Annotated in this window: 12 protein-coding genes and 2 pseudogenes; 3 read left to right on the top strand and 11 right to left on the bottom strand. The window is 51.2% G+C overall.

What is annotated here, in order from left to right; translation table 11 throughout:
* Window positions 1-14 precede the first annotated feature (14 nt).
* The 4 genes from glpX to cmtB are packed head-to-tail and all read right to left on the bottom strand — an operon-like array spanning window position 15 to window position 4129.
* Window positions 15-980 carry a class II fructose-bisphosphatase gene (gene glpX / locus A7Z06_RS12875; protein ID WP_000987295.1) on the bottom strand — a complete coding sequence of 322 codons (966 nt, stop codon included), beginning with the start codon at window positions 978-980 and terminating at the stop codon, window positions 15-17.
* Window positions 977-2254, bottom strand: a complete 1278-nt coding sequence (locus A7Z06_RS12870; RefSeq protein ID WP_000853235.1) for a zinc-binding dehydrogenase — start codon at window positions 2252-2254, stop codon at window positions 977-979. The genes glpX and A7Z06_RS12870 overlap by 4 nt, the downstream gene beginning before the upstream one ends.
* Window positions 2255-2269: 15 nt before the next feature.
* Entirely contained in the window at window positions 2270-3658 is a 1389-nt protein-coding gene (gene cmtA, locus A7Z06_RS12865) for a PTS mannitol transporter subunit IICB (protein ID WP_085461149.1), read from the bottom strand.
* Between the two features lie 27 nt (window positions 3659-3685).
* On the bottom strand, window positions 3686-4129 hold the full coding sequence (cmtB, locus tag A7Z06_RS12860) for a PTS mannitol transporter subunit IIA (protein ID WP_001236693.1): 444 nt from the start codon (window positions 4127-4129) through the stop codon (window positions 3686-3688).
* Window positions 4130-4535: 406 nt separating this feature from the next.
* Between cmtB and A7Z06_RS21875 the strand changes: the two are divergent.
* Window positions 4536-4693 (top strand): annotated as a pseudogene (locus A7Z06_RS21875) (prohibitin family protein); the annotation flags it as partial.
* Window positions 4694-4910: 217 nt separating this feature from the next.
* Here the strand turns inward: A7Z06_RS21875 and tkt are convergent.
* Complete coding sequence (gene tkt, locus A7Z06_RS12850; RefSeq protein ID WP_000098618.1) at window positions 4911-6902, bottom strand: transketolase; 1992 nt, start codon at window positions 6900-6902, stop codon at window positions 4911-4913.
* 277 nt (window positions 6903-7179) lie between these two features.
* On the opposite strand from tkt, the gene loiP reads away from it, so the two are divergent.
* Entirely contained in the window at window positions 7180-7938 is a 759-nt protein-coding gene (gene loiP / locus A7Z06_RS12845) for a metalloprotease LoiP (RefSeq protein WP_010347931.1), read from the top strand.
* 208 nt (window positions 7939-8146) lie between these two features.
* On the opposite strand, the gene speB is transcribed toward loiP, so the two are convergent.
* From speB to A7Z06_RS22255, 6 genes and pseudogenes are all read right to left on the bottom strand, one after another.
* Complete coding sequence (gene speB / locus A7Z06_RS12840; protein ID WP_000105566.1) at window positions 8147-9067, bottom strand: agmatinase; 921 nt, start codon at window positions 9065-9067, stop codon at window positions 8147-8149.
* A 135-nt stretch (window positions 9068-9202) separates the two neighbouring features.
* The gene (locus tag A7Z06_RS12835; protein ID WP_000758923.1) at window positions 9203-9934 is read right to left on the bottom strand and encodes a hypothetical protein; all 732 of its coding nucleotides are present in this window, start codon (window positions 9932-9934) and stop codon (window positions 9203-9205) included.
* 143 nt (window positions 9935-10077) lie between these two features.
* Window positions 10078-12054 (bottom strand): biosynthetic arginine decarboxylase, encoded by a 1977-nt coding sequence (speA, locus tag A7Z06_RS12830; RefSeq protein WP_010347927.1) that lies wholly within the window; start codon window positions 12052-12054, stop codon window positions 10078-10080.
* 8 nt (window positions 12055-12062) lie between these two features.
* The gene (yqgB, locus tag A7Z06_RS12825) at window positions 12063-12194 is read right to left on the bottom strand and encodes an acid stress response protein YqgB (RefSeq protein WP_001338822.1); all 132 of its coding nucleotides are present in this window, start codon (window positions 12192-12194) and stop codon (window positions 12063-12065) included.
* Between the two features lie 95 nt (window positions 12195-12289).
* A complete protein-coding gene (locus A7Z06_RS22260; RefSeq protein WP_272941840.1) occupies window positions 12290-12433 on the bottom strand; it encodes a hypothetical protein in 144 nt (47 codons plus the stop codon).
* A 110-nt stretch (window positions 12434-12543) separates the two neighbouring features.
* Window positions 12544-12795 (bottom strand): annotated as a pseudogene (locus A7Z06_RS22255) (hypothetical protein).
* A gap of 55 nt (window positions 12796-12850) precedes the next feature.
* On the opposite strand from A7Z06_RS22255, the gene metK reads away from it, so the two are divergent.
* Window positions 12851-14005, top strand: coding sequence for a methionine adenosyltransferase (gene metK, locus A7Z06_RS12810; protein WP_001062128.1), 1155 nt, complete (start codon window positions 12851-12853; stop codon window positions 14003-14005).
* Window positions 14006-14273: the final 268 nt, after the last annotated feature.

Below are 14273 nucleotides of genomic sequence, written 5' to 3'. Positions count from 1 at the left end.
CCGATAGATCACCATCAATGCAGGGAATCAATTATATTACACGTTTGGTCCGCGCCGCCGATCAGTAATGTCTGCGTCCGCACTCCATTCGCCGTCTGTTGTATACCGTTCACCAGCTCTCCACCCGTGACGCCCGTGGCACTAAAGAGGATGTCTTTTCCCCTCACCAGTTCGTCGAGTGAGTACACACGGTTAACGTCAACTCCCATTTCCTTACACCGCTTGCGCTCCTGCTCTGCAATTTGCCGATTTTCGGTGTAGTCACCTTTGGCCTGGCAAAAATCGATTAATTCCGCCTGCATATCCCCGCCTAATGCTTTAACAGCACAGGCAGAGATAACGCCTTCCGGCGCGCCGCCGATGGTGTACATCACGTCGTAAGGATTATCCTGCCAGCAGGTCAGTACACTGGCGGCGACATCGCCATCCGGCAGGGCAAAAACCTTCACGCCAAGCTGCGTCGCTTCCTCAATCGCGGCACTCAGACGCGGTTTATCCAGCGTAACCATACGTAACCGATCCAGTGGTTTACCTAACGCTTTCGCCACGTTGCGCAAGTTTTCAGTAAGGGGCAAAGACAGATCGATTGCCCCGGTAGCCAGTCGATTAACGACCAGTTTTTTCATATACATATCGGGCGCGTGAAGCAAGCTGTCTCGTGGGGCGAAGGCCATGACCGCCAGCGCATTGCTCTGCCCCATCGCCACCATCCGCGTGCCTTCAATCGGGTCAACCGCGATATCGACTTCTGGCCCATCGCCTTTGCCCACCTCTTCGCCAATCCACAGCATCGGCGCATGGTCAATTTCTCCCTCGCCGATAACCACTCGCCCACGAAAAGCGACGTCGTTCAACGCCTGGCGCATCGCGGTGACCGCCAGGCCGTCGATTTTGTTTTTATCGCCACATCCGGTTTGCGGCCAGGCAGCCAACGCTGCCTGTTCCGTAACGCGAAATAATGGCCACGCCAGGGACATCATTGCGTGGTCTCCCCAATATCAACGCCAAATTGTGCCAGCAGATATTTCTCGGCCTGTTCATTCCAGATGCCGTGCGTTTCCTCAACCAACCGCGCCAGCTCTTTAAACAGCGGATCGGTTTTGCCTTTTTCGGCAAAATCGGCAATGGCAGTGAGCGGCATGGTCACGCCGTTATAAATGAGTTTTTTACCGCCAGGGATATCCGGCAGATTGAGCACGGTTTCTGGCACCGCATCCAGGCCACCAATATGGGTCACCATAAACGACGGCTGTAACTGTCCTGTGGCGCTAAGGGCTATCGCCTCTTTCATGTCGTCCGTTGAACCGCCGGATGTACCGACGACGTGCGTGCTGTTGTAATGGACGTTGTAGAAGTTAAACGGCACTTTGAAGTTTTTATCCGTCGGGCCGGCAAAGAAGTTCAGGCAGCCGTCTTCTGCCAGCAACTCATCAGCCATCTCAACGACCGAAGACACCGCCGCATAGACAAACACGTCATCGAACCCGGCATCTCCTGTCAGCGTCCGCAGCGTCTGGACTGGATCGCTCATCCCTTTGGTATTCACATACACCAGCTCAATGCCTTTACTGGCCGCCAGTTCTACCGGCAGCAACTTCTGCACCTGTGCCAGGCGTTTTTCGTCGATATCGACCACCACTACCCGCGACGGTTGTATGCCGCCGTTAATGGCGTAATCGATAGCGCCAATTCCCATCGGGCCAGCACAGGCCAGCAGCGCAATATTGCCGCCAGGTTTGACGCCCATGCGGTGCTCATAAACATATTGCGTGGTGTGATAATTGGCATGATAAGCGCCAATTATGCAACACATCGGCTCCGCGAGCGACGCCGCTGCAAAATAAGAACCGTGATAAGGTAATACACAGCCCAGGTTAATGGCGATTTCGGGAATAATCATATAGGTGGCATTACCGCCGAAATATTCGTAGCTGTATCCGGCTGAATATCCACTGGGTAATCCCATTGCCGGTTGCAATACAAAACGCTGGCCTTTTTTATATTTGCCAGTGAGATTTTTACCCACTTCGACAATAACCCCGGCACATTCATGCCCGGTAATGACCGGATGATTTTCTAAATCGTCGGGTACGCGTTTATGTTCACTACCGAGTAACGCCGCTTTCCAGGTCGATAAACAGACGCTGTCAGAAATTACACTCACTAACAGTTCATTATCGGTAATTTCTGGCAGTTCAAATTCGCGCAGACGGACATCCCGCTTGCCATAAATAGCAGCAACTTTGGTTTTCATTTTTTATCTCTGTAATCAGTGTTTATGTTCGGCGGTTAATTGATTAAATAAGGTGTCGAGTTTTGGATCACCAATGTAGTTATTAATCAATATCAGTGGTTTGTCCGTCACACGTTTCACGCGCCCTTCCAGACTGGCGTGTGTGACCACAATATCGGCATCCGCAGGCACGTTTTCTATCGCGTAATGTTTTACTTCTATTGCCAGCCCCGCTTTTTCCAGGCGCTTACGGAAGGTGGTTGCGCCCATCGCGCTGGAGCCCATCCCCGCATCGCAAACAAAGGCAATACGCTTAACCCGGCTTAACGAGAATGCACCTTCTTGTTTCATCGCTTTAACCGCATTGGCTGACTGAGCAAACTCATCTTCGCTCTCCGTTTCCACCGTTTTTTCCATCTTCAGTATCAGGGAAGTGATGGCAAAGGACACCAGAGTACCGAGTGTAACACCGGCGATTGTCGCCAGGAACGAACCTTTCGGCGTCAGTGCCAGGTAGGCAAAGATAGACCCCGGACTTGGGCCTGCCACCAGACCACCGTCCAGCAAATTAAACATCCAGGTGCCAGACATACCGCCCGCAATCATGGCGATAATGGTCAGCGGCTTCATCAACACATACGGGAAATACAGTTCGTGGATGCCGCCAAGAAAGTGAATAATCATCGCCCCGGGCGCAGAACGTTTACTCATCCCTTTACCAAACAAGGTAAACGCCAGCAGCAACCCCAACCCTGGCCCCGGATTCGACGCCACCATAAAGAAGATGGATTTGCCGTTAACCGAAGCCTGTTGCATCCCCAACGGGTAATAGACGCCCTGATCTATCGCGTTATTGAGGAAAAGCACTTTCGCGGGTTCATTGATAACAGACAGCAGAGGCAGATATCCCGCATGAACCAGCGCCTCAATACACTCTTTGACGAAAGTATTGGCAATTAACACCGCTGGACCGATAACTTCAAAACCTAGCAGGCAGAGAGCCATCCCGGCGATACCTAATGAGAAGTTATTGATAACCATCTCAAAACCAGCGGGGATGCGTTTTTCCAGTGCCTTATCGATATATTTAATCATCAGGCCGCCAAGCGGTCCCATAATCATCGAACCCAGGAACATGGGGATTTCAGCACCCACAATTACGCCAATCGTCCCTATTCCCCCCATCACCGCACCGCGTTTACCGCCGACCAGGTGACCACCGGTAGAACCAATCATCACCGGTAATAAATAGGTAATCATTGGGCCGACAATTTTGGCGAAATGTTCGTTAGGCAGCCAGCCGGTAGGAATAAATAATGCAGTAATAAAACCCCAGGCAATAAAAGCACCGATATTGGGAATGACCATAGCGGTCAAAAAGCCCCCAAAAGCCTGAACCTTTGCACGAGCAGACTTGTTTTCCATAATATTATCCTGTAGAGGAGAGAGTTATTATTCGCGGCTGATAATGTCCGCTAATTGTTTTTCTGATGATGCTGTTAAGAGTTGTTCAAGTATTTCTTCTTCGCACAGTAATTCACTTAACGCCTGAATAGCGCCAATGTGCGAATCGGCATCGGCAGCAGAAAGCCCGATGAGTAATTTAATCGGTTCGTCATTCCCAGGGAAATAAACACCTTGTTTAAGTAACGTCAAAGACATTCCGGTTTTGAGCGCCCCACATTCTGGTCGCGCATGAGGCATTGCTACGCCTGCTGCGAGAATATAATAAGATCCGTTGTTAATGGTGGAATCTTTAATAGCCTGAATGTAATTCTCGTTGATATAATTTTTTGTTAATAATGATGCCATCGAAAAATCAATAGCCTCCTGCCAGTCTTTAGCTGCATGTATCACTGAGATTGATGATTCTGGAAAATAATCAATAAGCCGCATAAATTATCCCTATTTTTAGAGTACCGACTGTCGGTGAAAATAAAATACGCGCGCAAAAAATTGAAAGCAATTGGGCTAAAAAGGCGAACCACCAGAAGAGGAAAAGTAAACAAACCATAAATAACAATAAGTTGCGATTAACAATTATAAAGTCAACTTTCTGTTTGTGAGTTGGATTGCAAATAAGACAAATTTATGATTGTTGTGTTTGTGATCATGTTCACCATTTATAGCTTGAAAGTCCGAAAACAGATAAAATTAAATCTTACAGCCCCTTCTTTATAGATTCTTAATTGTTCGAGGTTGACTGTTATTCTCACATCAGGGGGGCATATTCCTTGCTTTGCTCAATTTCTGACGCTTATGAGAAGTCGATTGAAGATCGAATGAAAGCGGAGACTATTGCGTAAGAAGTGCGGCTGAAGCCGAAACTATTCGCCTGCGGGGTGAAGCTCTGCGGGACAATCCCGGTCTTGTGCCCTTACCACTGCTGAGCGTTGGGATGGCAAATTACCCGATACCATGAACCCCGGCAGTACCGTTCCGTTTATCTCGACCAAGTAAAAAGAGCCGCGTTTGCGGCTCTTGAGACTGATGGCAAAGGCTAAACTGCCTGATGCGCTACGCTTATCAGGCCTACACAGTCCCTGCAATTTATTGAATTTGCATGATTTTGTAGGCCGAATAAGGCGTTCACGCCGCATCCGGTATGAACAACACGCACTTTGCCAACAATATGAAGGGCTGCTTTCGCGACCCTTCTCACAAAGCATCTTACCGATTACAGCAGTTCTTTTGCTTTCGCTACCACGTTTTCAACGGTGAAGCCGAACTCTTCAAACAGTTGCTCTGCCGGTGCAGATTCACCGAAGGTGGTCATGCCGACGATAGCACCGTTCAGACCAACATACTTGTACCAGTAGTCAGCAATACCCGCTTCTACTGCAACGCGTGCAGTAACCGCTTTCGGCAGTACAGACTCACGGTAAGCAGCGTCCTGCTTGTCGAATGCGTCGGTAGACGGCATGGAAACCACGCGCGCTTTCACGCCTTCGGCAGTCAGTTTTTCGTAAGCGGCAACAGCCAGCTCAACTTCAGAACCAGTAGCAATAAAGATCAGTTCCGGCTGACCGGCACAGTCTTTCAGCACATAACCACCGCGCGCGATGTTTGCCAGCTGCTCTTCAGTACGTTCCTGCTGCGCCAGGTTCTGACGGGAGAGGATCAGGGCGGTCGGGCCGTCCTGACGCTCAACGCCGTATTTCCACGCTACAGCGGATTCAACCTGGTCACACGGACGCCATGTAGACATGTTCGGGGTCACGCGCAGAGAAGCAACCTGCTCAACCGGCTGGTGAGTTGGGCCATCTTCGCCCAGACCGATGGAGTCGTGGGTGTAAACCATCACCTGACGCTGTTTCATCAGCGCAGCCATACGTACCGCATTACGTGCGTATTCTACGAACATCAGGAAGGTGGAGGTGTACGGCAGGAAGCCGCCATGCAGGGAGATACCGTTAGCAATCGCGGTCATACCGAACTCGCGAACACCGTAGTGGATGTAGTTACCGGCAGCATCTTCGTTGATTGCTTTAGAACCAGACCACAGGGTCAGGTTAGACGGAGCCAGGTCAGCGGAGCCGCCGAGGAATTCCGGCAACAGCGGACCGAACGCTTCGATGGCATTCTGAGACGCTTTACGGCTGGCGATTTTCGCCGGATTAGCCTGCAACTTCGCGATAAACTCTTTCGCTTTCGCGTCGAAGTCAGACGGCATTTCGCCTTTCATACGACGGGTAAATTCAGCGGCTTCCTGCGGATAAGCTTTCGCATAAGCAGCGAATTTCTCGTTCCATGCGGATTCTTTCGCCTGGCCTGCTTCTTTCGCATCCCACTGAGCATAGATTTCAGACGGGATTTCGAACGGTGCATATTTCCAGCCCAGTTGCTCGCGGGTCAGGGCAATTTCAGCGTCACCCAGCGGCGCACCGTGGGAGTCGTGCGTACCGGCTTTGTTCGGCGAACCGAAACCGATGATAGTTTTGCACATCAGCAGGGACGGTTTGTCAGTCACTGCACGCGCTTCTTCTACTGCGCGTTTGATAGATGCCGCGTCATGACCGTCGATATCACGAATAACGTGCCAGCCGTAGGCTTCGAAACGCATTGCGGTATCGTCGGTGAACCAACCTTCAACGTGACCATCGATAGAAATCCCGTTGTCATCGTAGAACGCAATCAGTTTGCCCAGCTTCAGCGTGCCCGCCAGAGAGCAAACTTCGTGGGAAATGCCTTCCATCATGCAGCCATCGCCCATGAAGGCGTAGGTGTAGTGGTCGACAATGTCGTGACCCGGACGGTTAAACTGCGCCGCCAGCGTTTTTTCTGCAATCGCCATACCGACTGCGTTCGCAATACCCTGCCCCAGCGGACCAGTGGTGGTTTCTACACCTGCGGTGTAGCCCACTTCCGGGTGGCCCGGAGTTTTGGAGTGCAGCTGACGGAAGTTTTTCAGTTCTTCCATCGGCAGATCGTAACCAGTGAGGTGCAGCAGGCTGTAAATCAGCATGGAGCCGTGGCCGTTGGACAGCACAAAGCGGTCACGGTCAGCCCAGGACGGATTCTGCGGGTTGTGTTTCAGGAAATCACGCCACAGGACTTCGGCAATGTCAGCCATACCCATCGGGGCGCCCGGGTGACCGGATTTGGCTTTCTGTACTGCGTCCATGCTCAGCGCACGAATAGCATTGGCAAGCTCTTTACGTGAGGACATTTTGACTCCAGATCGGATGATGAAGGGCACGCCCTTAACGACTTGACGACAGCGCGTTTTGGGCTACGCCGGAAAATTTGCCAACAATTTACCGCAAGCCGCGCGTCATGTACATGGAACATCCTTTTGCCGCTTCAGAAATCTCTGGATCATGCTCGCATGTTGCGCAATCTGCTCGCCCGTCCGCTGCGCTTTTCCTTATACTGAGACTGAGCGTCGATTCACCTGCAAACGGCGCATTTTTAGAATAATCCTGACCTTGTGCGGAAGAGAAAACATGAAAATTCGCGCCTTATTGGTAGCAATGAGCGTGGCAACGGTACTGACCGGTTGCCAGAATATGGACTCCAGTGGACTGCTCTCATCAGGAGCGGAAGCTTTTCAGGCTTACAGTTTGAGTGACGCCCAGGTGAAAGCCCTGAGCGATCAGGCATGTCAGGAGATGGACAGCAAGGCGACGATTGCGCCAGCCAATAGTGAATATGCTAAGCGTCTGACCACCATAGCCAACGCGCTAGGCAACAATATCAACGGTCAGCCGGTGAATTACAAAGTGTATATGGCGAAAGATGTAAACGCCTTTGCAATGGCCAACGGCTGTATCCGCGTCTATAGCGGGTTAATGGATATGATGACGGATAACGAAGTTGAAGCGGTGATCGGTCACGAAATGGGGCACGTGGCGTTAGGCCATGTGAAGAAAGGGATGCAGGTGGCACTTGGTACAAACGCCGTGCGAGTAGCTGCGGCCTCTGCGGGCGGGATTGTCGGCAGTTTATCGCAATCACAACTTGGTGACCTGGGCGAAAAGCTAGTCAATTCGCAATTCTCTCAACGCCAGGAAGCGGAAGCGGATGATTATTCCTACGATTTGTTGCGCCAACGCGGCATCAGCCCGGCAGGTCTCGCCACCAGCTTTGAAAAACTGGCGAAACTGGAAGAAGGTCGCCAAAGCTCAATGTTTGACGACCATCCGGCATCCGCCGAACGCGCCCAGCATATTCGCGATCGTATGAGCGCGGATGGGATTAAGTAAGGTCCGGTAGTACCGAACGTAGGTCAGATAAGGCGTTCACGCCGCATCTGACACGAATGGCACATTTGTCACCCCGCGCGCATTGCCGGATGCGATGCTGACGCATCTTATCCGGCCTACGGGTGCCGAACGTAGGTCGGATAAGGCGTTTACGCCGCATCCGACATTAATGGCACATTTGTTACACCGTGCGCATCTTATCCGGCGCTTACTCGCCCTTTTTCGCCGCCTGAATATACAGCATCTCCAGCGCCAGCGTCGCTGCTGCCAGAGCGGTGATTTCCGACTGATCGTATGCCGGAGCCACTTCCACAACGTCCATCCCAACAATGTTGAGATCTTTCAGGCCGCGTACCAGTTTAATGGCGCGATCGGAGGTCAGGCCGCCAATCACTGGCGTACCGGTTCCTGGCGCGAATGCCGGATCAAGACAGTCGATATCAAAAGTCAGATAAACCGGCATATCACCCACAATCTGTTTCACCTGGGCGATAACATCATCCACGCTGCGATCGTTCACCTGGCAGGCGTCCAGCACGGTAAAGCCGTTGTCTTTATCAAACTCGGTACGAATACCAATCTGCACGGAATGATTCGGGTCAATCAGACCTTCTTTTGGCGCGGTATAGAACATCGTGCCGTGGTCAAATTCACAACCGTTCGCATAGGTATCGGTGTGGGCGTCAAAGTGCACCAGCGCCATTTTGCCGAAATGCTTTGCATGGGCGCGCAGCAGCGGCAGCGTAACAAAGTGGTCACCACCGAAGGAGAGCATACGCTTACCGGCAGCCAGCAGTTTCTCGGCGTGCGCCTGCAATTTCTCGCTCATCTCACGAGCATCGCCGAAGGCATATACCAGATCGCCGCAGTCCACGACGTTCAGGCGCTCGCGCATGTCGAAATTCCACGGGAAACGGTTGTGTTCCCAGGCCAGGTTAGTTGATACCTGACGGATAGCCGCCGGACCGTGACGACCACCCGCACGACCAGAAGTGGCCATATCGAACGGTACGCCGGTAATCACCCAGTCAGCATCGCTGTCATACGGCTGGAAGTTCATCGGCAGGCGTAAAAAACCAAAGGCGTTGGAAACCAGTGAGTTATCGTATTGATGCCCTAAGGTGCTCATGGATGGACTCCTATTACAAAGTCGATATAAAAAAACCCTTCCGCGTCGTTAGGCCCGACGAGGAAGGGTTGGATTTGCGAAACACAAGTTTGCGCTAATTATCGCCTTAAATGGGCGAGGCATCAAGCGAGGTTGCTATTTACGACACGGTGGCGGCGCATAGCCATTGTTGTCTGCCGGAAAGGCTTGTCCAGAGCACGGCGGCAGCGCGTTTTTCGCCGGGCCTTGCAATTCAAAGGCGGCAAAGCCGATCACCCCGGTATTACGCACATCGCCTTGCGCCGAATTGGCGGCGTAGGAATCTGCAACATTGGCGAACTGAAAAGCCGCTTCGGTATGTTTATCTTTGCGGAATCCTTTAATCGCTAACGAATCACCAGCGTTCACAATATAGCCATTGTTATTCAACGAACCTTGTTTACCATTCAGAACATCCAGGCCATCAACCGTAGCAACGATCTCGTAATTGGTGTTCCGGCTGTAGTTACGGACATATAATTGATAATTCATCCCCACTCTGGCATGAACAATATATCGCGGTTCATTATTTGATGAATCATAAACTCGCGTAATAGGTAGAGAATTAAAATTAGCATCACGAATAGCATATTCCAGTTCGTTAATACGAAAACTATAAACACGGTCGTAGCCGGAAGGAATATTTGTCGAATAATTAATAACGATCATCTCTGCCGGATCGCGCCAGGCGCGTTCAGCAGATACGCCCTGAACCGTTGAGTGCACATCTCCACCCCAGGCGGTGCCGACATTGCCCGATGCACTGCTATTATACTGCGCATTACTTGAGCAACCAGCCAACAACACGACTAATGCCACCAACGCGCTACGTACTTTCCATTTTTTCATTACCGTTCCCTCTATTTAATTAATACAGCGATTGTAGGGGGATTATTTAATAATAAAAGCAGCCAAATTATTTTTAAGAATATATAAAAAGAAAGCGGGCCGATTTACGTAAATAAATCGACCCGCCAGCGGAATAATCTTAATTATTCATCTTCAAGATAGGTATATCCGTACAACCCTGCCTCGAACTCTTCCAGGAACTGTTGTTGCAGCTCAGCATCCAGATCGGTTTTCTTCACTTGATCACGGAACTGGGTTAACAGCGTTTTCGGATCGAGCTGTACATATTGCAACATGTCCGCAACGGTATCGCCTTCATCAGACAGCTCCACTTCTACGCTGCCGTCAGGGAAGACGAACACATCAACCGCTTCGGTATCACCGAACAGGTTGTGCATGTTGCCGAGGATCTCCTGATAGGCACCGACCATAAAGAAACCGAGCATCGGCGGATTCTCTGGATCGTACTCCGGCATTGGCATTGTCGTGGCAATACCGTCACCATCAATATAGTGGTCGATAGCACCGTCAGAGTCACAGGTGATATCCAGCAGCACAGCGCGACGTTCCGGCACTTGATCCAGCCCTTCCAGCGGCAGAACCGGGAACAACTGGTCGATCCCCCATGCGTCCGGCATTGACTGGAACAGCGAGAAGTTGACGTACATTTTGTCCGCCATACGTTCCTGCAATTCATCGATAATCGGACGATGAGCACGGTTTTGCGGATCCAGTTGCTTCTGCACTTCATGGCACATGCTCAAATAAAGCTGCTCAGCCCATGCGCGTTCTTGCAGGCTAAAGGTGCCGGAAGAGTAGCCGATATGAATATCGTGTAGATCCATCTGGCTGTCATGCAGCCACTCACGCAGAGAACGGCGAGTCCCCGGTTCGTGCATTTCCTGCCAGGTTTCCCACATGCTTTGCAGTGCGCGCGGCGCATCTTCTGCGGGCGCGGTCGGCACCGTGTATTCATTACGTTCCACGCCGATGATATTAGACACCAGCACGGTGTGATGCGCAGTCACCGCACGACCCGATTCGGTGATCACCGTCGGATGCGGCAGGCCGTTTTCTTCACAAGCATCGCCAATCGCCCAAATGATATTGTTGGCGTATTCATTGAGGCCATAGTTCACCGAACAATCGGACTGCGAACGGGTGCCTTCATAATCCACGCCCAGGCCGCCGCCGACGTCGAAGCACTGAATATTGACGCCCAGCTTGTGCAGTTCCACATAGAAACGCGCGGATTCACGAACGCCTGTCGCGATATCGCGAATATTCGCCATCTGCGAACCGAGGTGGAAGTGCAGCAGTTGCAGGCTGTCGAGACGTCCGGCTTCACGCAGCGTTTCAACCAGTTGCAGTACCTGGGTTGCCGCCAGACCGAACTTCGATTTTTCCCCGCCGGAAGACTGCCATTTGCCAGAACCTTGTGAGGCCAGACGCGCGCGCACACCCAGACGCGGAACAACGTTCAGGCGTTCAGCTTCATCCAGCACAATGGCGATTTCTGACATTTTCTCAATAACCAGATAGACCTTATGGCCCATTTTCTCGCCAATCAGCGCCAGGCGGATATATTCGCGGTCTTTATAACCGTTACAGACGATAACGCTACGGGTCATGCCTGCATGAGCCAGCACCGCCATCAACTCGGCTTTTGAACCTGCTTCCAGTCCCAACGGCTCACCTGAATGAATCAGGGATTCAATCACGCGACGATGCTGGTTAACTTTAATCGGATAAACGAGGAAGTAGTCACCGTTATAACCGTAGGATTCCCGCGCACGTTTAAACGCGGCGTTAATGGAACGCAAACGGTGCTGGAGGATCTGCGGGAAGCAGAACAGTGCTGGCAGGCGCTGCCCTTGCGCTTCGCGGGTTTTCACCAACTGCGCGAGATCGACGCGAGCTTCCGGGACGTCCGGGTCCGGGCACACGCTGATGTGACCCAGCTCGTTAACGTCATAGTAGTTATTGCCCCACCAGGCAATATTGTAAGTACGCAGCATCTTGCTGGCTTCCTGGGAGCTCATTGCAACCTCCTGCATGGAGCGTAGTACACCGTGTTCGCCCGCTGACGAAGGCAAACTCATAGACATGTCGTCAGACATAGCGAACCTCAAATTATTTTATTAAGTGTAAAACAGTTAACCACTATCGCAGCCTGAAACTGCGATAACAACCCATAAGCACACGGATTTTCCAGCAGCGTATGCTGACGCTCCGACTGCGCAACCGGTTTCTTTTTCATAACATTATTAAACACATAACCGAACGTAAGTGTGACAGTTCGGCGAAACCACGAGAAAACTCTTGTTTTTTTACAAGAGCGCCCTTGTTCAGTCTTCAGTAACTGTTGCCAGCTCTTGAATCCTGAGAAGCGCCGAGATGGGTATAACATCGGCAGGTATGCAATGCAGAGATGCAGAATGCGGGGAACGAATCTACACCAGAACGGTGCGACAGATTAAGCAGCAGACAACGATTCATTATTTCGTATCACCTCCACGGCCGCCTGCGAAGACGAACCAACAAGCTAAAACACTGATTTCAACCCGGCTGGAAGTGGCAACACGAAAGAAACGTCGTGTGCTTTTTATTTAAGCCGCGCGCCGCGTTTTATACCCCACAATGGCAGAAAATTGCAAAAGATAAATGCGCAGAATGCCAGCATTGTCAGGAAAAATTTCCAGCTACGTTTTTAGCAGAATGAGACACGATTCAAAAAAAAGTGGAAATTGGGTGAAGAAGTGACCTAAAATAGCCGTCCAGATGTTAATCCATCCATACTGATTAACACTCAGACTGCCAGTGTTTTTAATCTGCAGAGTCGTGGTAGGATCCGCTACCACAGAAAAGCCACACAACAGTTTGAGCTAACTAAATTCTCTTTTGGTGATATTAAATATGGCAAAACACCTTTTTACGTCCGAGTCCGTCTCTGAAGGGCATCCTGACAAAATTGCTGACCAAATCTCTGATGCTGTTTTAGATGCGATCCTCGAACAGGATCCGAAAGCACGCGTTGCTTGCGAAACCTACGTAAAAACCGGCATGGTCTTAGTTGGCGGTGAAATCACCACCAGCGCCTGGGTAGACATCGAAGAGATCACCCGTAACACCGTTCGTGAAATTGGCTATGTGCATTCCGACATGGGCTTTGACGCTAACTCCTGTGCGGTTCTGAGCGCCATCGGCAAACAATCTCCTGACATCAACCAGGGCGTTGACCGTGCCGATCCGCTGGAACAGGGCGCGGGTGACCAGGGTCTGATGTTTGGTTACGCAACCAATGAAACCGACGTGCTGATGCCAGCACCAATCACCTATGCACACCGTTTGGTACAGCGTCAGGCTGAAGTGCGTAAAAACGGCACTCTGCCGTGGCTGCGCCCGGACGCGAAAAGCCAGGTGACTTTCCAGTATGACGACGGCAAAATCGTCGGCATCGATGCTGTAGTGCTTTCCACCCAGCATTCTGAAGAGATCGACCAGAAATCCCTGCAAGAAGCGGTGATGGAAGAGATCATCAAGCCGATTCTGCCCGCTGAATGGCTGACTTCCGCAACCAAATTCTTCATCAACCCGACCGGACGTTTTGTTATCGGCGGCCCGATGGGTGACTGCGGTCTGACTGGTCGTAAAATCATCGTTGATACCTACGGCGGCATGGCTCGCCACGGTGGCGGTGCGTTCTCTGGTAAAGATCCATCAAAAGTGGACCGCTCCGCAGCCTACGCGGCACGTTATGTAGCGAAAAACATCGTTGCTGCAGGTCTGGCCGACCGTTGTGAAATTCAGGTTTCCTACGCGATCGGCGTGGCAGAACCGACCTCCATCATGGTCGAAACTTTCGGTACTGAGAAAGTACCTTCTGAACAGCTGACCCTGCTGGTACGCGAGTTCTTCGACCTGCGTCCATACGGTCTGATTCAGATGCTGGATCTGCTGCACCCGATCTACAAAGAGACTGCGGCATACGGTCACTTTGGTCGCGAACATTTCCCATGGGAAAAAACCGACAAAGCGCAACTGCTGCGCGATGCTGCCGGTCTGAAATAATATTTCAACACCAGTTTTCAAAGGCCAGCCTCGCGCTGGCCTTTTCTTTTCTAGAGAAATGCCTGATGCGCTACGCTTATCAGGCCTGCAACCATCGCTACATGTAGACTGGATAAGCCGTTCACGCCGCATCCGGCAAAAAGCCGCCTACACGATAGCAACATTCCGTTGCTGAACACGTTTACCCGCAAATTATCACCACTACTGAAACCGATTACACCCACCACACCAACAAAATATTTATACTATTTTCACTATATTATTCAGT

Origin of the sequence: Escherichia sp. MOD1-EC6819, from assembly GCF_002965765.1 — a bacterium.
GTDB lineage: Bacteria > Pseudomonadota > Gammaproteobacteria > Enterobacterales > Enterobacteriaceae > Escherichia > Escherichia ruysiae.
The sequence above is the reverse complement of the archived record's forward strand: the minus strand, read 5'-3'. Positions and strand labels throughout refer to the sequence as shown.